This is a genomic window from Mammaliicoccus sp. O-M54, from assembly GCF_022386035.1.
Lineage (GTDB): Bacteria > Bacillota > Bacilli > Staphylococcales > Staphylococcaceae > Mammaliicoccus > Mammaliicoccus sciuri_A.
The window spans coordinates 564,678-586,487 of the sequence record NZ_JAJNJE010000001.1 but is presented as its reverse complement, the minus strand read 5'-3'; the positions used below and the strand labels follow the sequence as shown (position 1 = coordinate 586,487).

The window sequence follows — 21,810 nt, the reverse complement described above, 5'->3', positions numbered from 1 at the left end:
GTTTTACTATTAAAACATTAAATCAAAAAACAAGTGCAAAAAGTTATCATTAAAATAACTTTTTGCACTGTATTATAACTATTTTTGTTCTTGCTCTTTATAATCACAATTTGGACATATAACTTGAGCTGTTTTTCCTTTTTTACGTTCAACAAGTACTGTTTCACATTTAGGACATGAACGATCTAAAGGTTTATCCCATGATGTATAATCACATTCTGGGTATCTTGAACAACCATAGAATACTCTATTCTTTTTAGATTTACGTTCGACAACTTCGCCCTCTTTACATTTAGGGCATTTAACGCCAATCGTTTTAATGATTGCTTTCGTATTTCTACAATCTGGGAAATTTGAACAAGCCATAAACTTACCGTATCGGCCCATTTTATAAACCATTGGTGAACCACATAATTCGCAATCCTCACCAGCTGGTTCATCTTTGATTTCAATTTTCTCCATTTCTTCTTCTGCTCTTGCTACATCGATTTTAAAGTTTTCATAGAACATATCTATGACTTTCTTCCACTCAATTTCGCCATCTGCTACTTTATCTAGCAATGTTTCCATGTTAACTGTAAAATCAACATCGATAATTTCAGGGAAGTATTCTTTAACTGACTCATGCACGATTTCTCCTAACTCTGTAGGCACAAATCTTTTCTGGTCTAATTTTACGTAGTTTCTTTTTTGAATCGTATCGATTGTAGGTGCATAAGTTGAAGGTCTACCGATTTTTAATTCTTCTAAAGTTTTAACCAATCGTGCTTCAGTGTATCGTGGTGGTGGTTGAGTGAAATGTTGTTTTGGATCGATTTTCTCAGCCGTAACGATATCACCTTTTTCTAACGGTGGTAATTTACCTTCTTTTTCTTCATCAGTATCATCTTTAGCTTCAACATATACTTTCATGAAACCTTTAAATTTGATTGTTTGACCATTTGCTCTGAATTTCAAATCGCCTTGTGTAATATCTGCTGCAACTGTATCAGCAATAGCAGGTGCCATTTGACTTGCCATAAAACGTTCCCAAATCAATTTATATAATCGATATTGATCTCTAGATAAGAATGTTTTCATCTGATCTGGTGTACGTTCCACACTTGTCGGTCTAACTGCTTCATGGGCATCTTGTGCGCCTTGTTTACCTTTTGCTGCTTTTGCTTTAGATAAATACTCTTTACCGTACTCTTTTTCAATAAATGATGCTGCTTCAGCTTGAGCACTATCAGCTATACGTGTTGAGTCCGTTCTCATATACGTAATCAAACCAACAGTACCTTGTTTTTTCAAATCTATACCTTCGTATAATTGTTGTGCTAACATCATTGTTTTTCTAGCTTTAAAATTCAACTTACGGGATGCTTCTTGTTGTAAAGATGAAGTTGTAAATGATTTCGCAGGATATCTTAATTTTTCTTTCTTAGTAACTTGCGTAACTTCAAATTTATCCCCATCTAATTGTGTTGTAATTTTTTGTACGTCTTTTTCATTTTTTAATTTAACGGGTTTACTTTTCTCATGTAAAAACTTCGCACTAAATGTTTTAGTTTTATGTTTAAATAAACCTTCAATAGTCCAGTATTCTTCTGGATTAAAATTATTAATTTCGTTTTCACGATCTATAACGAGTCTTAATGCAACAGATTGTACTCGACCTGCTGACAAACCTTTTTTAACTTTTTTCCATAACACTGGAGAAATGTTATACCCAACAAGTCTATCTAGTACACGTCTTGCTTGTTGTGCATCAACTAATTCATGTTCTATTTCTCTAGGATGCTTAAAACTATCTTTTACTGCATCTTTTGTAATTTCGTTAAATACGACTCTTGATTTTTTATTTTCATCTATATCTAATATATGTGCTAAATGCCACGCAATTGCTTCACCTTCACGATCGGGGTCACTTGCGAGATAAACGTTTTTTGCTTTTTTTGCATAGCGTTTTAAATCTTTTACAACTGGCCCTTTGCCGCGAATCGTAATATATCTAGGTTCATAATTATTTTCAACATCTACGCCCATTTGACTACGAGGTAAATCTCTAACATGCCCCATAGATGCAACGACTTTATATTTTTTTCCTAAATATTTTTCAATGGTTTTTGCTTTTGCGGGCGATTCAACGATGACAAGATTTTCTGCCAAAGTAAGTCCCCCTTGCTATTCTATTGATTACAAATGTAAATGATAAACTGATAAATTCAGCTTTGTCAATTAAAACATTTTATAAAATTTATTTTTGTTCAGTAAATATACAATAATCCTCAATGATATCTTGAGCATTTTGTACGAGCTTGGCACCTTCTTTTATTCTATTATTGCCACCTTTACTTAAAGATTGAAAAATCGTGCCTGGACAACAATATACATTTCTATTTTGTTCCAATGCCAAATCTATCGTGATTAAAGAACCACTACGTTCATTTGCTTCAGTTACTAATACACCTTGTGACAATCCACTAATAATACGATTTCTTTCTGGGAAACGCCATTTTTGAACTTTCGTTGTTGGATAATACTCAGATATAACAAGATGATCTTTACGCATCAGTTCACTTATATATTGTGTCGCTTTAGGATAATGGTAATCTAAACCAAATGCAGCAACACCTATAGTTTGACCACTATACTCTATCGCTTTTAAATGTGCAAAATAATCTGCTCCCATAGCCATTCCAGAAACAATTGTAATATGCGCCTTAACCAGTTCTGGGACGATAGCATCACAAATTTGTTCTGAATATTGAGTAGCCTTCCTTGAACCGACTATAGCCAATTTTTGTTTATTTTGCAATAACGACATATTACCCATTCCAAAAAGTACAAGCGGATAATCATAAATTTCCTTCAATAAAGTTGGATAACACTCCTCATCAGAAAACACCATTTGAATATTTCTTTTCTTTAATGAAGAACGTATTTTATCTATATGACTATCATTATATTTGTGATACATCGTTAATATTGTTCTCTCTTTAAAACCACTTTTATATACAAAATCAATAAACGCAGTTCTATATGAAAGAAAATTTAACTCAGGATCATAACGAATCATCTTGTGAATTTGATTAGTCGTAAAACCACTGTATGTTAATTTCAAAATTGTTTCTTGATAATCATTCATAAATGTACACCTCTTATAATGTAGATTTTTTTGATTTGGACGGGCGGCTAACGATCTTGTTTTGGTTTCTTGAGCGTTAGAATTTCTAACGATCTTGTTTCTTAGTCTTGAGCGTTAGCGCAGGGGTTAACCCTCTTTTTTTAAATTTTTTAACGGCTAACGATCTTGTTTTGGTTTCTTGAGCGTTAGAATTTCTAACGATCTTGTTTCTTAGTCTTGATCGTTAGCGCCGCATCACCTACTAAATTCTTCTAAATAATACGTCTTATACCTTTGACCTTTACTCTTAAAATGTTGATTGCATATTCTTTTTACAGTTTGAACATTATTCGCCTCACACCATTCAACTGCTTCTGGTATTGTAAATCCTTCTTTTCCTTTTATTATGCCTAGTTCCATTATGTTGATATAGTAAATTTCCACTCTTCTAAAATTTTTCAAACAATTTTTACAAGGTATAATCTTCTTCTTTTCTTCAATTATAATAGTATGTAACTTTTTACATTCTGGACATTTTATACCTTTAGTTATCTTATTAAAAGCGACTCTTTCGACTGGTTTAAATCTATGAGAAAATATTTGCTGCTTAGCTATAATTCGCTGAAGTATTTGTCTATCTTTTTCAATTTGTTGAGATTGAAATAGTTTTGGAAATTTATAAAATTCAGAGCGCAATAGTACTTGCGAGCGGTTTGGTATGTGGTTTCTTAGTGTAAATGTGGGATTTGAAAATACTAAAAAGTGATTTATTGGTAGGTTTAGATTTATTTCTTGAAGTATTGATTGGAGGGTATTTTTAGCTTTGTATAATTGTACAAATGGTGATGTGTAACGTTTATTAGAAGAATTCTTTATATAGTTGTCATAGATTTCGAAATCGCCATAGTAGTGTTTAACTTCTAATATACTTATTTGACTGTTATGTATGATTAAAAAATCTATTTGTACTGCATTTGAAGATACAAATTCAAGATTATGACTAAACACAATTTGATGTTGTTGCTTTAGTAGATTTTCTACTAGTTGTTCGCCTTCATAACCTTTAAATTTATTCATGATTTCAAAATCATGACTGTCTTCATTTAATCTTGATGTTAGTGCATTTACATATGCTGTTTCATAGTTGTGATTCATGCCTCACTCCTGTTTGTTAATATTTTACATATATTATAGTTTATGCATTTAATATTGTCTACAAAAAAACCACTAACAAACTAAAATTCAGTTCATTAGTGGGATATATAAATTAAAACACCAAATAAGCACAGTGCTTTTCTATTGTAGAAAGACACTGTACTTATATATATGGTTATTATTTAACTGTTAGACATTTTTCGTATAAACCGTCTTCTTTTTTAATACGGTTTATAAGTGTTTCAGCGATAACAGATGGTGTATCTGCTGTATCAATACCACAGTCATTTAAAGTTTTGATTTTTTCAGATGCAGTACCTTTACCGCCTGAAATAATTGCACCAGCGTGACCCATACGTTTTCCTGGAGGTGCTGTTTGACCACCAATGAATCCTACTACTGGTTTTGTCATATTAGCTTTAATCCATTCAGCTGCTTCTTCTTCAGCTGTACCACCGATTTCACCAATCATAACAACTGCATATGTTTCGTCATCTTCATTAAATGCTTTTAATACATCAATGAAGTCTGTACCATTAACTGGGTCTCCACCAATACCAACAGCTGTCGTTTGACCGATACCAGCTTGAGTTAATTGATGAACCGCTTCATATGTTAATGTACCTGAACGTGAAACTACACCTACGTGACCTTTTTTATGGATGTAACCAGGCATAATACCAATTTTACATTCATCTGCAGTGATCACACCAGGACAGTTTGGTCCTACTAAGCGTGTCTTCTTACCTTCTAAGTATCTCTTAACTTTAATCATATCAATAACAGGAATATGTTCTGTGATACAAATAGCTAAGTCTAATTCAGCATCTGCACTTTCAATAATTGCATCAGCCGCAAATGGAGCTGGTACATATATTACTGAAACAGTTGCACCAGTTTCAGCGACTGCTTCTTCTATAGTGTTAAATACTGGTACACCTTCAACCACTTGCCCACCTTTACCAGGTGTTACCCCAGCAACGATTTGAGTACCATATTCTAGCATTTGTTTAGTATGGAAAAGTGCTGTTGCACCCGTAATACCTTGAACTAATACTTTTGTATTTTTATCGATGTATACACTCACGTAACTCTCCGCCTTTCTTATCGTTCTTGAACTAATTTAACAATTTTTTGAGCACCATCAGCCATGATAGATGCTGGCTCGATTGCTAAACCAGATTCTTTTAAGATTTGTTTACCTTGTTCAACATTAGTACCTTCAAGTCTTACAACTAAAGGCATATCTAATTCAACTTCTTTAGCAGCAGCTACGATACCTTCAGCAATGACATCACATTTCATGATTCCACCAAAGATATTTACAAAGATACCTTCAACTTGTGAATCACCTAAGATGATTTTGAATGCTTCAGTAACTTTTTCTTTTGTTGCGCCGCCCCCAACGTCAAGGAAGTTAGCCGGATTACCGCCAAAGTGATTAATTGTATCCATCGTAGCCATAGCTAAGCCAGCTCCGTTTACCATACAACCAATGTTTCCATCTAGTGCGATATAAGATAAGTCGTATTTAGAAGCTTCGATTTCTTTTTCATCTTCTTCTTCTAAATCACGCATTTCAACGATATCTTTATGTCTAAATAACGCATTATCATCGAAGTTTACTTTTGCATCAAGTGCTAATACTTCACCACTACCTGTTGTAACAAGTGGGTTAATTTCAACAATTGAGCAGTCTTTTTCTACAAACACATTATATAAAGACATCATTAATTTAACAGCTTTGTTAACTGATTCTTTAGGGATGTTAATATTAAATGCTATTCTTCTAGCTTGGTAAGGCATTAATCCAGTAACAGGATCAATCACTTCTTTGAAGATTTTTTCAGGTGTTGCTGCTGCAACTTCTTCAATTTCAGTTCCGCCTTCTTCTGAAGCCATTAAAGTAATTCTGTCTGTAGCTCTATCGATAACGAACCCAATGTAATATTCTTTTTGAATATCGCATCCTTCTTCGATAAGAAGACGTTTTACTTCTTTACCTTCAGGGCCAGTTTGATGTGTAACAAGTACTTTGCCTAATAATTCTTTAGCATATTCACGTACTTCATCAATTGATTTAGCAATTTTAACGCCACCAGCTTTACCACGTCCACCAGCATGGATTTGCGCTTTAACAACATATACATTTGAATCTAATTCTTTCGCTTTTTCTACTGCTTCAGCAGGTGAAAAAGCCACTGAACCATTAGGTACAGCTACGCCCATAGAGCGAAAAATCTCTTTACCTTGATACTCATGGATATTCATTCTCCATCCTCCTAATACATACAATAATGTTTGCTTACTTCTCAATTATAGAAAATGTAAGCGTTATTGTAAACAAGGAGAGTCCAATTTTACGAATTGTTAGACTAATATTTCACTTTTGATTTGATAGGTTCGAAAGTTTTACGGTGTATAGGTGTAATACCATAATTTTCGAGCCCTTCTAAATGTGTTTTTGTGCCGTAACCTTTGTTTTTATCAAAATCATATCCCGGATATTCTGTATGATATTGAGACATTAACTTATCACGATATTCTTTAGCAATTACACTTGCTGCTGCTATAGAAACACTATTTAAGTCTCCCTTTATAATAGATGTTTGTGGAATGCCATTATCTAGCTTCATCGCATCTATTAATAAGTGGTCTGGTTTAACTGACAATTGATCTATCGCTCGTTGCATCGCTACCTTTGTTGCTTCATATATATTGAGTTCATCAATTTCTTCAACAGTTGCAATGCCAATACCTACTGCACGTGCACGATTATATATTTCTTGTTCGAAATAAGAACGTTTAGCTTGCGATAAAGCTTTCGAATCTGTAATGCCTAAATATTGATGGTCTTGTTCAAGAATGACCGCACTTGCTACGACTGGGCCTGCAAGTGGACCTCTCCCTACTTCATCAATTCCACAAATAACAGCATCTTTGTTTAAGTCTAATACTTGTTTTTCATATTGATTCATTTGAATATATTTAAGATGAAGTTGTTCTATTTTTTCTAACTGCTTGATTCGCTTACTTAAAGCACTTTGGACACCTTTACGTTCATCTTCGTTATAAGGTGATGCTTTAACTTCTTGAATCGTTAAATATTGATTAATCTCTTCAACAATTTCTTTAATGCTCTTCTGTTTCATGCATGCCATCCTTCATTTCTTCATATATATCGAAGCAGTAATGACCAATTTTAGCATTACGTAAATCTCTAATAATCAACTCAGTAACAGACTCATAATCCACTTCATTACCACGTTTTAACATGCCTCTTCTTTTACCAATTTGATCAAATAAACCAATGACGTCACCATCTTCAGGTAATTCAATTTGATAGAATTGCTTTAATTTTTCCGGATCATGATCAATTAAAAAGTTTAATCCATATATCGCAACTTCATCTAAATGTACAATACTGTCTTTAATTGCACCTGTTAAACTCAGCTTTTTACCAATCGTTTGGTCTTCAAATTTCGGCCATAAAATCCCTGGTGTATCTAACAATTCTAATTCTTTTCCTACTTTAATCCATTGTTGTTTTTTCGTCACCCCCGGTGTATTACCTGTTTTAGCAATTGATTTTTTGGCTAATTTATTGATAAGTGTGGATTTACCTACATTCGGAATACCAACTATCATAGCTCTGATTGCTCTCGGACGAAGACCTTTACGTTTTTCTCTATCAAATTTTTCTTTAGTGGCAGCTTGTGCAGCTTTCATAAGCTCACCTAAATGCTTACCATGTTTCGAATCAATTTGAACTGGGAAAAAGCCTTGATTTTTAAAGTATTGCGTCCATTTATCTGTCTCACTTTGTTTTGACATGTCTTTTTTATTAAGTATTACAACACGAGGTTTTTGTTTAACAATGTCATCAATCATTGGATTTCTTGAAGATAGCGGAATACGTGCATCGACTAATTCGAATACCACATCTACCATTTTTAATTGTTCTGTTACTTCGCGTCTCGCTTTGGCCATATGACCTGGAAACCATTGAATTGTCATTTATATTTATCCTTTCTTATCTTAAACTATCGAAATATGATATATTAACCATATCTATATAGGAGGTTTGTTATGTTTATTTCAATTATAGTTCCTCTTTATAATGAGGAAACTAACATCTCTATTTTACATGAAAAAGTATCAAACGTCTTTTTAAATTTGCCACATCAATTTGAAATCATTTTTGTTGATGATGGTTCTACAGATGCTTCTTTGAATTTAATTCAATCACTATCAAAAAAAGACGAACATGTTAAATACATATCTTTCTCTAAAAATTTCGGCAAAGAATCTGCTATGTATTGTGGACTTGAGCACAGTATAGGAGATGCTGTTATCATCATGGATTCAGACCTTCAACACCCACCTGAGATAATCCCACAAATGATCGAATTACACCTTGAAGGCTATCAACAAGTCGTCGCATTACGCAACCGCGACAAAGAGTCATTTTTAAAAAGAATTCCTGCTAAAATTTTTTATAAATTATCTAGAAATATGATTGATGTTAAATTAAAAAGCGGTGAAGGTGACTTTCGCTTAATATCTAAAGAAGTTGTTGAGTCTATCATTAAAATGACTGAGTACAATCGCTTCTCTAAAGGTATATTTGAATGGGTTGGTTTTAATAAGACAACTATTACATATGATCATCTAGATAGAAATCAAGGACGTTCTAAATATTCCAACTTTAAATTAATCGATTACGCAATTGATGGTATCGTTAGTTTTAATAATAAACCGCTTCGACTATGCTTTTATTTTGGTGGTATTACAATGTTTATCTGTCTTCTATATATTTTAATTACATTTATAAATATTATGATACATGGCATCGAAGAACCCGGTTATTTCACAATTATTTCTGCCATTTTATTCTTAGGTGGTCTTCAATTATTTAGTTTAGGTGTTATAGGTGAATACATTGGTCGTATTTATTATGAAACAAAAGATAGACCAAAATATATTATTCAACAAACAAACCTTAAATCTCATGAATAACACATATAGGTGAATCAAATGATAAATAAAATAAAAACATTTTTGAATAACAACGCTATTTTCAAATACATTTTACTTTTCGGTGTCTTAGCCATTTTAGGGCATAGTTATATACTATATCGCTATTTTAAAGATGGTATTATTTTCACTGGTCCAAATGATGGTATCGAACAAATGTTGCCAATTCAAATGTATTTATATGAACATTGGACACACGGAACATTTTTCTATTCAACTGATTTAGGTCTTGGTGGAGATATGTTTATGGATTTGTCCTATTACTTCTCTACGAATATTTTGTTCATTATCAATGTCATTTTTGTTTGGATAGGCTCATTTATCTTCCATTTTAATACGGACCATATGTTATTTTGGACTCAGAATGCCATTGTCATATCAATCGTAAAATCATTTTTAATTATGAGTTTTACCTATTTATATGTTAAGAAGATTGGCTTAAATCGAACTACTTCAATAGTCGCTGCTTTTCTATTTGCAGTTTCACCTATATACTTTAGATTTACTGTATATTGGCCATTCTTTAGCGATGTCTTTATGCTATTGCCATTATTATTATTCAGTATTGAAAGATTTTTAAAAGATAAAAAGATTGGCCTGTTTATCCTAATCGTTGCCTTAACGTTTATCAATAACTTTTATTTTGCATACTATCAATTTTTAACAGGACTCATTTACTTTTTCTATCGATTTATTTTTCAACATAAGGCTGATATTGTACCAAGAATGCAACAACTTAAATTACTTGTAGTAGCAAGTATACTTGGACTTGGAAGTAGTTTATTTATTTTCTTCCACTCTGCTCATAGTTTCATTGGGAATAATCGTGCAATTTATAATGGAACGATTCCATTACTGTCTAACTTCAATAAACATGACAATATATTCTATGACAATTATTTAATTGTTGTACTTTTTATAGCCATTCAGGCGCTTTTAACAATAAAGCTTTACAAACATTATTATTATAGATTATTTAGTATTTTCACGATTATTTTAATGATTGCGAGTTTCTTACCTTATGTAGATAGTATTTTTAACGGCTTTTCTGCACCACAAAAAAGATGGCATTATTTATTAACGTTCTTTTCTAGTGGTTTAATTGCAAGTTACGTATATTACTTTAAATCGATCAGTATCAAGCAATATATCATCACGGCCATACCTGGTTTTGTTGTTATTTTTACAAGTTATTATATAACTAAAGATTATGTCAGTTGGATATGGATGGTACCTATTCTATTTATAATAGGATTACTCGTATTAACTATAAAACGTTTTACACGTTTATTGATGCTTGTATTTGCGACTTTGATATTGTTAACTTCTTTCTTAGTTTCAAAGGAACATAGTAAGAACCAAATCTATCACGATGATCATGAAAGACGTGCGAATAAATTCTTTATTCAAGCAAGTACGTTTGATAGTGGCTTACAACGAAGTCATGTATCACATTTAGATCAACAATTGAATCCTGATGAAAGATTAGGATGGCGTGTATTAACACAAGACAACACACCTATGTATCAACATTTTAAAGGTCTTAGTTTATACTCGAGTATTTTTGATGGCGGTTTAAATCAATATCTGTTTGAAGATGCAAAAGTTAATCTACAGAATGAATCGTTAAGTCGTTATAGCGATATGCAAGATCGGTCAAACTTATACAGCCTTTGGTCAACAAAGTATATAATGAAGAAATCATACCAAAAATCATCGCCAGCAAACTTTAAATTGATTCAAGACGATGGCAAATATCAAATATTAGAAAATGAGCAACCGTTACCTGCAGTTAAAGTAACCGATCAATATTATGATGCCCATGATATTGATAATCCATTAGATCTTGAACATGCCATGATTAAAGGTGTTGTTACAACAGATAAAGATAAAGTTAATACAGAAATAAACAAAGCACCGAATCTATTAAATCAAACGACCATTACAACGCGTGATGCCGATTATAAAGATGACATGTTGACCGTGCCTCGAAATGGAGATGGTTTAACGATTCGACTACCTAAAAAGTTAACGAATCAATATCAAGATTTATATTTGATGTTACATTTAGAACGTGAATTACCGCAATCAAACTTTACAATTCAAGTAAATGATTATCCAAATAATCGTCTCTTCCAAGATTCGAAATATCGCATGAATCAAGATGATTTACTTTATCGTGTTCCAGTACCTAAAGATGGTAAAATATTCATCTCATTAACGAATGGAAAATATAAATTAGAGTTACAAGGTTTATATGGTGAAAATTATCAAACATTAAAGCAAGCTCATAAAGAGAAACGTTATACTTACCATGAAACAAATGGGAAAATTAATATATCTTTAAAAGAACATAATAAAGGAACTGCAGTCATCAATATACCGTATAGAGAAGGCTTAAAAGCTAAAGTAGACGGTAAAGACAAAGCCATTCATAAAGTCAATCACATTATGACAGGTATAGATGTAGATCAACAAGACAAAGATATAGAAATCACATATCAACCACCCTATTTTAAAACGATGATCTTGGTTTCAATTGTTTCAATTATTTTAAGTATTGTCTTCACAAGAAAAGTGAATTCGAAGCAGCAAACTTAAATATACTCGACTCATTTTTGTAAATAAAAAATAAGCATATCACTAGCAACTGAGTAATCAGTTCAGTGATATGCTTATTTATTTTGTGTCGGGATATATGTCCCAAACACTTAAACGCTTAGCAAGCAATGCCAAGGTTTATATTATCTAATTTCTTTAATACGAGCAGCTTTACCACGTAGGCTACGTAAGTAGTAAAGTTTCGCACGACGTACTTTACCGCGACGTTTAACTTCGATTTTCTCGATTTTTGGAGTGTGTACAGGGAATGTACGCTCAACACCAACACCGTAAGAAATTTTACGAACTGTAAACGTTTCAGAAATTCCGCCACCACGACGTTTAATAACTACACCTTCGAACACTTGGATACGTTCGCGGCTACCTTCAACGATACGTACGTGTACAGTTAAAGTGTCACCAGCACGGAATGTAGGAATATCCGTACGTAATTGGTCTTTTGTTACTGCTTCGATTAACTTATTATTACTCATTATATTCTCTCCTTCTGACTATGTTCTTGCCCAATGTAATTGTTTCATATAAATGCTAGCAGCGGATCATAGTGAATTTGTGCTCACACACTTATATTAATATATCACATTGCACAAGTTGATTCAATCTATTTTTTGTTATCATTTAAGAAACGTTTATCCGCTTCTGTTAATGGATAACTTTCTAACAAATCTGGTCTTCTCTGTTGTGTTCTTAACAATGATTGTTCATGTCTCCACTTTTCAATGTTTGCATGATTCCCAGATAATAATACATCTGGTACTTTTAAGCCTTCATAATCTGCTGGTCTTGTGTATTGAGGATGTTCTAATAATCCAGATGAAAATGAATCATCTTCATGTGATACTTGATTGCCTAGAACACCTGGTAATAGTCTTACGATTGCATCTGTCATTGTCATGCTCGCAAGTTCTCCACCTGTTAATACAAAGTCTCCAATTGAAATTTCATCCGTTACACAATGTTCTCTAATACGCTCATCATAGCCTTCATAATGACCACATATAAAAATAATATGATCACTTTCTGATAAAGACTCCGCTTTTGCTTGTGTGAATGGCTCACCTTGTGGACACATTAAAATAACGCGCGTATTTTCATCTTTATCTAATGATTGAAGCGCATTGAATACAGGTTCTGGTTTAAGAACCATACCTTGTCCGCCACCATAAGGATAATCATCAACTTGTGAATGTTTATTATTCGCAAAATCTCTAAAATTCACTGTATTAAATTGAACAATTTCTTTATCTTGTGCTCGTTTCATTATGGAATGATTGAGTACACCTTCATACATTTCTGGAAACAGTGTTAAATAATCAATCTTCATCAGTCTAATAAACCTTCTAATGGTTCAATTTTAATAGTCTTCAGATCAACATCAACATGTTTAACAACATCTTCAATATAAGGAATTAAATATTCTTTATCTCCCTTAACGACCCATACATCGTTCGCACCTGTTTCCATAATTTCAATTACTCTACCTAACGCTTCTTCTTCAACAAATACTGTACAACCAATAATATCTGAATAATAGTATTCATTCTCTTCAAGTTCAATCGCTTCATTTGATTGTTCTTGATAAATTTTAGAACCTTTTAAATGTTCGATATCATTGATGTTATGAATACCTTCAAACGTTAATAGATGAAAATTCTTATGAATTCTATGTGATGCTATAGTAAATGAAAATGATTCATTATTTTTCTTAACTGTAATAAGTTGACCTTTTTGAAATCGTTCATCGGTAAAGTCAGAATCTGATAATACTTTCACTTCACCTTTAATACCATGTGTATTAACAATTTTGCCTATTTCAACATTCATTGAGCTGTGCCTCCTCAACTGTTTCTTTCATTATTAACATAAAAAAGAGCACCAATTAGGTACTCTTAATTAACTTCTACAAACACTTTCTTGCCTTGCTCGTTCATTGAACCAGACACAATTGTACGAATTGCTTTAATCATTCTGCCCTTCTTACCAATAATTCTGCCAATGTCTTCTTCATGAACGTCTATATTGAACGTAATGCTAGAATCTTGTTCATCTTTAGATATATTGATGTTCTCCGGATAATCTACGAGCGGTACTATAATTGTTTGTATTAATTTTTCCAATATAATCTACGCTTTACTTAGAAAGTTTAGAATTATGGAATTTCTCCATGATACCTTGAGTTGATAAGATATCACGAACTGTATCAGTAGGTTTTGCACCATCAGCTAACCATTTTAAAGCTAACTCTTCGTCAACTTTGATTTCTGCTTCTGGTTTAGCAACTGGATTGTAAGTACCGATTGGTTCGATAATACGACCATCACGTGGAGAACGTGCATCTGCTACTACTATACGATAGAATGGGTTTCTTTTTGACCCTTTACGTGTTAAACGAATTTTAACTGCCATGTTTAAAAAACTCCTTACTCATTTATAATTTCTTTTCTACAAGTAAATACTATAACAGGATATAAATTGTTTGTAAAGTGTTTTCTCTTTACCAATTTAAATTTCATGCAAAATAAGAGAGCAAAGCTGGCATTATCACTTAAAGATAGCTGCCATAACTTTGCTCTATATTATAGATGCGTCACGCTACTATTAGAATGGTAAGTTCATGCCTTGGAATGGATTTCCGCCACGTTTACCTTTTTTACCTTTTTTATTGCTTCCTGTAAATTGTTTCATCATTTTCTTCATGTCGCCAAATTGTTTGATCAATCTATTTACTTCTTGTAAAGAACGACCTGAACCTTTAGCAATACGACGTTTTCTAGAAACATTTAAAATGTCAGGATTATTTCTTTCTTCTAAAGTCATAGAACGGATAATCGCTTGAACATTATCGATTTGTTTAGGATCCATGTTAGCATTTTTCATGCCTTTCATTTTGTTTGCACCTGGAATCATATTCATCAGATCATCTAACGAACCTAAACCTTTAACTTGTTCTAATTGTTCTAAGAAATCATCAAACGTAAATGAAGATGTTCTCATTTTCTTTTCTAATTCTTTAGCTTTTTCTTCATCGACACCTTGTTGGGCTTTTTCAATTAAACTTAATACGTCACCCATACCTAAAATTCTAGATGCCATACGTTCTGGATGGAACAATTCAAGTCCATCTAGCTTTTCACTCATACCAATAAATTTAATTGGCTTTTCAGTAACAGAACGGATTGAAAGTGCTGCACCACCACGTGTATCACCATCTAATTTAGTTAATGTTACACCTGTTACATCTAATGTATTATCAAATGATTCTGCAACATTTACAGCATCTTGACCTGTCATAGAGTCTACAACAAGCATGATTTCATCTGGTTTAGATACTTCTTTAACGTCTACAAGTTCATTCATTAATGCTTCATCAATATGCAGACGACCTGCTGTATCGATAATAACAAAGTCTAAATGTTCTTCACGTGCATATTTCAATGCGTTCTCAGTAATTTGTTTCGGACTTACTTGATCGCCTTCAGTGTAGACCGGAATATCAATTTGTTTACCAACTGTTTGTAATTGTTGAATCGCAGCTGGTCTATAAATATCACATGCAACAAGTAATGGCTTTTTGTTGTATTTTTTTCTCATTAATAATGCTAATTTACCTGCAGTTGTTGTTTTACCTGCACCTTGTAAACCGACCATCATCACAACAGTAGGCGGTTTACTGCTCATGTTAATTTTACTATTTTCTCCACCCATTAAAGTTGTTAATTCATCTTGAACAATCTTGATGACTTGTTGTCCAGGTGTTAAAGATTGCATAACATCTGCACCTAATGCGCGTTCAGATACTGTGTTTACAAAAGATTTAACAACTTTAAAGTTAACGTCTGCTTCTAATAATGCTAATCGTACTTCACGCATCATTGCTTTAATATCTGATTCTGTAACTTTACCCTTACCTTTGATGCGTTGCATCGTGGCTTGAAGTCTTTCGGATAACCCTTCAAATGCCATAAATTTCTCCTCCTATTCAAGAATTTCTAAGCGTTCTATCGCTTGATTAAGTTCTTGATTATCTCCTGACAATCTTTTTAATTCATCAATAATAGATTGTCTTTCTTTAAATTTTTTAAAGAGTTGTAATTTCGTTTCATACTCTTCTAATAATTCATCTGTTCGTTTTATATTATCATATACTGCTTGTCGACTCACATGAAATGTCTCTGCAATTTCACTTAGTGCATAATCTTGTAAATAATATAACTCTAAATAATTGCGTTGTTTTTCAGTTAATAAACCTTGATAAAAATCAAATAAGTAATTCATTCTCATTGTTTTTATAAGTTCATTATTTTCCGTCATTTTGATCAGCTTCTTCAGTAGTATTTTCAACAGACTCATTTGCATCTATCATATCTGCAAATAATCCATAAACATAGCTTTCTGCATCAAATGGTTGTAAGTCATCAAGTTTTTCACCGAGTCCTACAAATTTAACTGGAATTTGTAATTCATTACGTATCGCTAACACGATACCACCTTTTGCTGTTCCGTCAAGTTTCGTTAATACGATACCTGTAACTTGTGTCACTTCTTTAAATGACTTAGCTTGTGATAATGCATTTTGTCCAGTTGTCGCATCTAATGCTAATAACACTTCGTGAGGTGCGCCAGGTACGTTACGATCAATAACTTTTCTAACTTTTTGTAATTCATTCATTAAGTTGGCTTTATTTTGTAATCGTCCTGCAGTATCACAAATTAAAATATCAGCACCTCTATTTTTAGCAGCATTTACTGCATCATACATAACTGCTGCTGGGTCAGAACCTTCTTTTTGACTAATAACTTCTACGCCAACACGTTCTCCCCAAACTTTCAATTGCTCAATAGCACCTGCACGGAAAGTATCTCCAGCTGCTAACATAACTTTTTTACCTTCTTGTTTATAACGGTGTGCTAATTTACCGATTGTCGTCGTTTTACCAACACCATTAACACCAACCATTAATATAACATTTAATCGGTCATTTTCAATATTCATTCGATCAATATCTTCATCATCTTGTACATATATTTCGACGATTTTTTCAACGATGACTTCTCTTAATTCAGATGTTTCACTAATATTTTGGCGTTTAGCTTCCATACGCAATTCATCAACAAGTTCCATTACTGTGTTAAATCCAACATCTGCTTGAATTAACATTTCTTCTAATGCTTCAAAGAAATCTTCGTCAACTTTACGATACACTGCTAATAAATCATTTAATTTATTTTGGAAGTTCTCTCTAGATTTTTCTAATCCTTGTTTGAACTTAGCACCAAGTTGTTCAGATTCCCATTCTTCGAACTCATCTAATGACATTAATCCATCATCAAACTGAACCGCTTCAGGATTTTCCTTTTCATTAGACTCAGGTTCTAAGTCTTGGACTGGTTGTTCTTCTTGGTTTTCAATCTCTTTGTTTTTTTCTTCACTAGGAGAGAATCTATCCTTTAATCGTTTAAAAAAACTCATGATTGTAATGCCTCCAATTCTTCTTCTTTAATTGATTTTAAGTTAACACTCACAAGTTTAGAAATGCCCGCTTCTTGCATTGTAACACCATATAAGCTATCCGCGTATGACATTGTACCTTTTCTATGTGTAATAACGATAAATTGAGTTTCCGATTTAAGTTGATCTAAATATTCTGCATATCTTATGACATTTTGTTCATCTAATGCAGCTTCTACTTCATCTAGAATTACAAAAGGCGCTGTACGTGCTTTTAATATCGCAAAGAGTAAACTAATGGCAGATAACGCACGTTCCCCACCACTAAGTAGTGATAAGTATTGTCGGTTCTTGCCTGGAGGTTGTACGACAATTTCAACACCCGCATCTAAAATATCTTTGTCTGTAAGTTGTAACTCAGCACGTCCACCATTGAAGAGTGATTTAAACACATTTCCAAAATGATGATTCACTTCATCAAATGTTTCTTTAAATCTAGTTGATACTTCGCCATCCATTTCTAATATGACTTGTTCTAATGTTTCTTTTGCTTCTAATAAATCTGTTCTTTGATCACTTAAGAAAGTATATCTTTCATTAACTTCTTTAAATTGTTCTATCGCATTTAAATTTACATGTCCAAGTTCATCTATAGACATTTTCGTTAATTTAACAGTTTTTCTTGCTTCTGAAATATCTTCAGGCATTTCATACAATGATTGCGCTTTTTCAAAAGTTAATTGATACGTTTCATTTAAGTGTGTCAATTGATGCTCAATCATAATATCTATTTTCGAGTGCTTACTCACCATATCTTGTAATCCTGTTTCTAATCCAGAAATACTTTGATGCATAGATTGCGTATCGCGCTCTATTTGCTCGATTTCTTCTTGAATAGATTTATATTTATCTTGATCATCCATCATTTTCGTTTCTATTTCTTGCTTTTTAGCTGTAAATAGTTGAATTTGACTTTCGACTTTTTCAAATTGACCGCTACCCATATAATCATCAGAATTGATTAATTCAATTTGATCATTAATCTTAGTTAACGTATGTTCATATTCGTTTAAATCTTCTTTAAGTCGTTTCTTATCTTGTTCTTTCAAACGATTTCGTTCTTTTTCAACTGCAAGATTTGAACGTTTTTCATTTAATGTATTTTGAATCGTTTTTTCACTATCTTTACTATGTGAAAGTGATGCATTTAATTGATTGATTTCGTTATCAATTTTCTCTATATCTTGTTTAATCGTTACAAGTTTATTTTGCTTTTCTTGTAATGTTTCTTGACCTTTCACAAAGTTATAGCCATCATTTTTTTCAAATTCAAACGTTTCATTTTCGTCTTTTAATCGTTTTTCTTTAGCTAATACTGCATCTAATTGTAATGTTACTTCATGCTCTTTAGCTCTTAATTCAGTACCTTTTTCTTGCGTTTCAGTTAAGGACTGTTCGATATTTTGAACTTCTTGTTTTAACGCTTTAACATTCTCCTCAATTTGAGTTGTTTGTTGCATAAAGTTCTGATACTTATCTTCAGTCGTTTTCAGTTCATCTTTTTGTGATAACAAACTTGCTTTCTTCTCTTTGCCACCACCAGTCATAGCACCGCCTGGCGTAATCACATCGCCTTCAAGTGTCACGATTCTATGCTTGAACTGAATTAACCTCGCAAGTTGATTGGCAGTTTCTAAATCTTTAGCAATAATTGTACTACCTAACAAATGCTCTACAATATTTCGATATTTCTCGTCATATTTAACACCTTCAGAAGCTACTGTAATGAAGCCATGTTGATCATTAATTTGCTCGATAACAGATTGTGGTATAAATCTTTTTTTAACCACATTCATTGGTAAGAATGTAGCACGGCCTAGCTTTTTATCTTTTAAATATTTAATTGCTAATCGTGCATCTTTCTCTTCTCGTACAATAATGTGTTGCAAAGAAGCACCTAGCGCTATTTCAATAGCTGTTGTCAATTTCGAAGGTGTATCGATAATTTCAGCAACTGCACCTTCTATACCATTGAGTGACTTTTCTTTCAGCACATGTTTAACACCAGAATAAAATCCAGAGTATTCATCTTGCATACTCTTTAACGTATTAATACGCGTCTTCATTTGTTCTGTATAACGGTACGCTTGATACAGTTTTGACTCCGTATCTTTATATGCTTGCTCTTTACTTTTTAACAACTTATGGTCAGCTTTATATTTTTCAGTTGTTTCTTGAAGTTCTTTTTCAACAGATTGTAGCTTTTCTGTGTAAGTTGATTTATCTTCCCAAACGCGTTGAAGTTCTTCGTATACTTCTTTTTGTCTGCCATCTAATCTTGATTGTTTTTCTTGATGTGTTGCTAATTTGTCTTCTAAAAATCTAATATCATTATTAATGTCTGATTGCTCTGTCATTAGTTGATAATAACGATCTTTCAGTTGTTCAATTTTCTCTTCAAATGTACCTTCTTGATTCGATAATTGACCTTCAAGTCCATTAATTTCTTGCACTAATACTTGATATCTATCTTTAAATTCTTTTAGTTCTGCATCTATTTCTTTAATTTGTTCAGTAATTTTGTTAATTCTCGTTTGAGAAGCTTGCTTTTCTTCTTCTAATCTTTCATTTGTCGCATCACTATTTTTTTGACGTTCTTTTAAGACTTCTAATTGACCAGTAAATCTTTCTAAAGATTCAGTCGCTTCAACTAATGCCTTGTTATCATTTTGAATTTGATTAGAAATCTGATCTCTCGATTTTTTCTTTTCATTTAATTCAAAAGTCATAGCGTCTAATTCATTTGTTTTTTGTTCTTTTTGATATTGAAAATGCTCAATCTCTTGTTCAAGCTTTTTAAAATCTTTATTTAAACTTTCAATATCATATACCGTTACAGTAATATCACTCTTTTTCATTTCTTCTTTTAAAGCAATATACTCTTCAGCAATGGCAGCTTCTTCTCTTAGAGGCTCAACTCTAGCTTCTAAATCGAATACAATGTCTTCAACACGATTTAAATTTTGTTCTGTTTCGTCTAATTTTTGCGTCGCTTCTTTTTTACGTTTTTTATATTTTAATACGCCAGCTGCTTCTTCTATGAGATATCTTCTATCACTAGGTTTAGCATTTAAGACTTCATCAACTTTACCTTGAGATATAATACTAAAAGCTTCTTTACCAAGACCTGAATCTAAAAATAGATCAAGAACTGATTTTAAGCGTGTTCGTTCTTTATTTAAATAATATTCACTGTCACCATTTCTATATAAGCGGCGTTCAACTGTTATTGTATCTTCATCTATATTTAATTTTCTTGAATGATTATCCAATGTTAATTTTACTTCTGCATATTGGCACTTTTTACGTTCTTTCGACCCGTTAAAGATAACATCTTCCATCTTAGATCCACGTAAACTTTTTGCTGATTGCTCACCGAGCACCCATTTTATAGCATCCGTAATATTACTTTTACCACTACCATTTGGGCCTACAATAGCTGTTACGCCATTATCAAAGTCTACATGTGTATGTTCAGCAAAAGATTTAAATCCATATGCATCTATTGATTTTAAATAAACCATAAACTACCCCTTATTGACCATTATTTAACGCTTTTTTAGCAGCATTTTGTTCTGATTCTTTTTTCGTTCTACCTTTTCCTGTTTCTAAAGGTTTGCCATTTAATAGTACTTCAGAAGTAAACATCTTGTGATGTGCTGGACCACTTTCATCTAATAAATGATACGTAATATTGCCTTTATTATGACGATGCATAAATTCCTGCAATTCTGTTTTATAATCACGATTCGCTGTATAATTTTCATCAACGACATGTGGAAATACGACTTTTTCTAAAAATTGCTCTACAATTTCAAGTCCTTTATCTAAATACAATGCACCAATAAATGATTCGAATGCATCGGCGATTAATGATGGACGTTCACGACCGCCTGTTTTTTCTTCACCTTTACCAAGTAAAAGTAATTCGTTCATATTTAAACTCATTGCAAATGTTACAAGTGATGGTTCACATACAATTGATGCGCGCAGTTTAGTGAGCTTACCTTCTGGAAGTAATGGAAATTTCTTAAATAAAAACTGTGACACCGTCAATTCTAACACCGCGTCTCCTAAGAACTCTAAACGTTCATTGTGACTTAATTTATCTAATTTAAAGTCATTGATAAAGCTTGAATGCGAGAATGCTTGAACATAAATATCATATTGTTCAAATTCGATATTTATGTCTTTCATAAACACATCGAATTGAGCTTTAAATTGTGCTATGATTTGTGCTTTATTTTTAACCATGCCTGTCCTCCCTAATATTATGTTTCCTATCTATTTTACGTTATATTTCATAAAAAAAAAAGAATATTATCATAAACGACAATATCCATTGACACAATATATAAAACGCCTGAACAAATTGCTT

The 21,810-nt window shown here is 32.5% G+C and carries 19 protein-coding genes; 2 read left to right on the top strand and 17 right to left on the bottom strand.

Features of this window, described 5'->3' with window-relative positions; genetic code table 11:
* Positions 1 to 78: 78 nt before the first annotated feature.
* From topA to ylqF, 7 genes are all read right to left on the bottom strand, one after another.
* Positions 79 to 2,151 (bottom strand): type I DNA topoisomerase, encoded by a 2,073-nt coding sequence (topA, locus tag LQ673_RS02965; RefSeq protein ID WP_191835955.1) that lies wholly within the window; start codon positions 2,149 to 2,151, stop codon positions 79 to 81.
* An 88-nt stretch (positions 2,152 to 2,239) separates the two neighbouring features.
* Complete coding sequence (gene dprA, locus LQ673_RS02960) at positions 2,240 to 3,130, bottom strand: DNA-processing protein DprA (RefSeq protein WP_191835954.1); 891 nt, start codon at positions 3,128 to 3,130, stop codon at positions 2,240 to 2,242.
* A 234-nt stretch (positions 3,131 to 3,364) separates the two neighbouring features.
* On the bottom strand, positions 3,365 to 4,264 hold the full coding sequence (locus LQ673_RS02955) for a nuclease-related domain-containing protein (RefSeq protein ID WP_191835953.1): 900 nt from the start codon (positions 4,262 to 4,264) through the stop codon (positions 3,365 to 3,367).
* Positions 4,265 to 4,442: 178 nt separating this feature from the next.
* Positions 4,443 to 5,351: a succinate--CoA ligase subunit alpha gene (gene sucD, locus LQ673_RS02950; protein ID WP_025905314.1), complete on the bottom strand. Its 909-nt coding sequence runs from the start codon at positions 5,349 to 5,351 to the stop codon at positions 4,443 to 4,445.
* A 17-nt stretch (positions 5,352 to 5,368) separates the two neighbouring features.
* Entirely contained in the window at positions 5,369 to 6,535 is a 1,167-nt protein-coding gene (gene sucC, locus LQ673_RS02945; RefSeq protein ID WP_025905313.1) for an ADP-forming succinate--CoA ligase subunit beta, read from the bottom strand.
* Positions 6,536 to 6,639: 104 nt separating this feature from the next.
* Positions 6,640 to 7,416, bottom strand: coding sequence for a ribonuclease HII (locus LQ673_RS02940; protein WP_191835952.1), 777 nt, complete (start codon positions 7,414 to 7,416; stop codon positions 6,640 to 6,642).
* On the bottom strand, positions 7,397 to 8,281 hold the full coding sequence (gene ylqF, locus LQ673_RS02935) for a ribosome biogenesis GTPase YlqF (protein WP_025905311.1): 885 nt from the start codon (positions 8,279 to 8,281) through the stop codon (positions 7,397 to 7,399). The genes LQ673_RS02940 and ylqF overlap by 20 nt, the downstream gene beginning before the upstream one ends.
* A 72-nt stretch (positions 8,282 to 8,353) precedes the next feature.
* Here ylqF and LQ673_RS02930 point away from each other — a divergent pair, with 72 nt between their 5' ends.
* Positions 8,354 to 9,283: a glycosyltransferase family 2 protein gene (locus tag LQ673_RS02930; protein WP_037587764.1), complete on the top strand. Its 930-nt coding sequence runs from the start codon at positions 8,354 to 8,356 to the stop codon at positions 9,281 to 9,283.
* Between the two features lie 18 nt (positions 9,284 to 9,301).
* Positions 9,302 to 11,902, top strand: coding sequence for a YfhO family protein (locus LQ673_RS02925; RefSeq protein WP_191835951.1), 2,601 nt, complete (start codon positions 9,302 to 9,304; stop codon positions 11,900 to 11,902).
* Between the two features lie 143 nt (positions 11,903 to 12,045).
* On the opposite strand, the gene rplS is transcribed toward LQ673_RS02925, so the two are convergent.
* The 10 genes from rplS to rnc form a co-directional block, all read right to left on the bottom strand.
* On the bottom strand, positions 12,046 to 12,396 hold the full coding sequence (gene rplS / locus LQ673_RS02920; RefSeq protein ID WP_025905308.1) for a 50S ribosomal protein L19: 351 nt from the start codon (positions 12,394 to 12,396) through the stop codon (positions 12,046 to 12,048).
* A 128-nt stretch (positions 12,397 to 12,524) separates the two neighbouring features.
* The gene (trmD, locus tag LQ673_RS02915; RefSeq protein WP_126476474.1) at positions 12,525 to 13,247 is read right to left on the bottom strand and encodes a tRNA (guanosine(37)-N1)-methyltransferase TrmD; all 723 of its coding nucleotides are present in this window, start codon (positions 13,245 to 13,247) and stop codon (positions 12,525 to 12,527) included.
* Positions 13,247 to 13,747 carry a ribosome maturation factor RimM gene (rimM, locus tag LQ673_RS02910; RefSeq protein WP_126476473.1) on the bottom strand — a complete coding sequence of 167 codons (501 nt, stop codon included), beginning with the start codon at positions 13,745 to 13,747 and terminating at the stop codon, positions 13,247 to 13,249. The genes trmD and rimM overlap by 1 nt, the downstream gene beginning before the upstream one ends.
* A gap of 65 nt (positions 13,748 to 13,812) precedes the next feature.
* Positions 13,813 to 14,040 carry a KH domain-containing protein gene (locus tag LQ673_RS02905; protein WP_025905305.1) on the bottom strand — a complete coding sequence of 76 codons (228 nt, stop codon included), beginning with the start codon at positions 14,038 to 14,040 and terminating at the stop codon, positions 13,813 to 13,815.
* 13 nt (positions 14,041 to 14,053) lie between these two features.
* On the bottom strand, positions 14,054 to 14,329 hold the full coding sequence (gene rpsP / locus LQ673_RS02900) for a 30S ribosomal protein S16 (RefSeq protein ID WP_016910739.1): 276 nt from the start codon (positions 14,327 to 14,329) through the stop codon (positions 14,054 to 14,056).
* Between the two features lie 192 nt (positions 14,330 to 14,521).
* A complete protein-coding gene (gene ffh / locus LQ673_RS02895; protein WP_037587757.1) occupies positions 14,522 to 15,886 on the bottom strand; it encodes a signal recognition particle protein in 1,365 nt (454 codons plus the stop codon).
* 12 nt (positions 15,887 to 15,898) lie between these two features.
* On the bottom strand, positions 15,899 to 16,234 hold the full coding sequence (locus LQ673_RS02890) for a putative DNA-binding protein (RefSeq protein ID WP_025905303.1): 336 nt from the start codon (positions 16,232 to 16,234) through the stop codon (positions 15,899 to 15,901).
* The gene (gene ftsY, locus LQ673_RS02885; RefSeq protein WP_025905302.1) at positions 16,221 to 17,393 is read right to left on the bottom strand and encodes a signal recognition particle-docking protein FtsY; all 1,173 of its coding nucleotides are present in this window, start codon (positions 17,391 to 17,393) and stop codon (positions 16,221 to 16,223) included. The genes LQ673_RS02890 and ftsY overlap by 14 nt, the downstream gene beginning before the upstream one ends.
* The gene (smc, locus tag LQ673_RS02880; RefSeq protein WP_239704640.1) at positions 17,390 to 20,956 is read right to left on the bottom strand and encodes a chromosome segregation protein SMC; all 3,567 of its coding nucleotides are present in this window, start codon (positions 20,954 to 20,956) and stop codon (positions 17,390 to 17,392) included. Before smc ends, ftsY begins: the two co-directional genes overlap by 4 nt.
* 10 nt (positions 20,957 to 20,966) lie before the next feature.
* Complete coding sequence (gene rnc, locus LQ673_RS02875; protein ID WP_037587752.1) at positions 20,967 to 21,686, bottom strand: ribonuclease III; 720 nt, start codon at positions 21,684 to 21,686, stop codon at positions 20,967 to 20,969.
* Positions 21,687 to 21,810 lie beyond the last annotated feature (124 nt).

Bases quoted from the DNA above. Each gene is read 5' to 3' on its own strand.
- dprA (WP_191835954.1), bottom strand. From the start codon at position 3,130: ATGAATGATTATCAAGAAACAATTTTGAAATTAACATACAGTGGTTTT.
- LQ673_RS02955 (WP_191835953.1), bottom strand. From the start codon at position 4,264: ATGAATCACAACTATGAAACAGCATATGTAAATGCACTAACATCAAGA.
- sucC (WP_025905313.1), bottom strand. From the start codon at position 6,535: ATGAATATCCATGAGTATCAAGGTAAAGAGATTTTTCGCTCTATGGGC.
- LQ673_RS02940 (WP_191835952.1), bottom strand. From the start codon at position 7,416: ATGAAACAGAAGAGCATTAAAGAAATTGTTGAAGAGATTAATCAATAT.
- ylqF (WP_025905311.1), bottom strand. From the start codon at position 8,281: ATGACAATTCAATGGTTTCCAGGTCATATGGCCAAAGCGAGACGCGAA.
- LQ673_RS02930 (WP_037587764.1), top strand. From the start codon at position 8,354: ATGTTTATTTCAATTATAGTTCCTCTTTATAATGAGGAAACTAACATC.
- LQ673_RS02925 (WP_191835951.1), top strand. From the start codon at position 9,302: ATGATAAATAAAATAAAAACATTTTTGAATAACAACGCTATTTTCAAA.
- rplS (WP_025905308.1), bottom strand. From the start codon at position 12,396: ATGAGTAATAATAAGTTAATCGAAGCAGTAACAAAAGACCAATTACGT.
- trmD (WP_126476474.1), bottom strand. From the start codon at position 13,247: ATGAAGATTGATTATTTAACACTGTTTCCAGAAATGTATGAAGGTGTA.
- rimM (WP_126476473.1), bottom strand. From the start codon at position 13,747: ATGAATGTTGAAATAGGCAAAATTGTTAATACACATGGTATTAAAGGT.
- rpsP (WP_016910739.1), bottom strand. From the start codon at position 14,329: ATGGCAGTTAAAATTCGTTTAACACGTAAAGGGTCAAAAAGAAACCCA.
- ffh (WP_037587757.1), bottom strand. From the start codon at position 15,886: ATGGCATTTGAAGGGTTATCCGAAAGACTTCAAGCCACGATGCAACGC.
- LQ673_RS02890 (WP_025905303.1), bottom strand. From the start codon at position 16,234: ATGACGGAAAATAATGAACTTATAAAAACAATGAGAATGAATTACTTA.
- ftsY (WP_025905302.1), bottom strand. From the start codon at position 17,393: ATGAGTTTTTTTAAACGATTAAAGGATAGATTCTCTCCTAGTGAAGAA.
- smc (WP_239704640.1), bottom strand. From the start codon at position 20,956: ATGGTTTATTTAAAATCAATAGATGCATATGGATTTAAATCTTTTGCT.
- rnc (WP_037587752.1), bottom strand. From the start codon at position 21,686: ATGGTTAAAAATAAAGCACAAATCATAGCACAATTTAAAGCTCAATTC.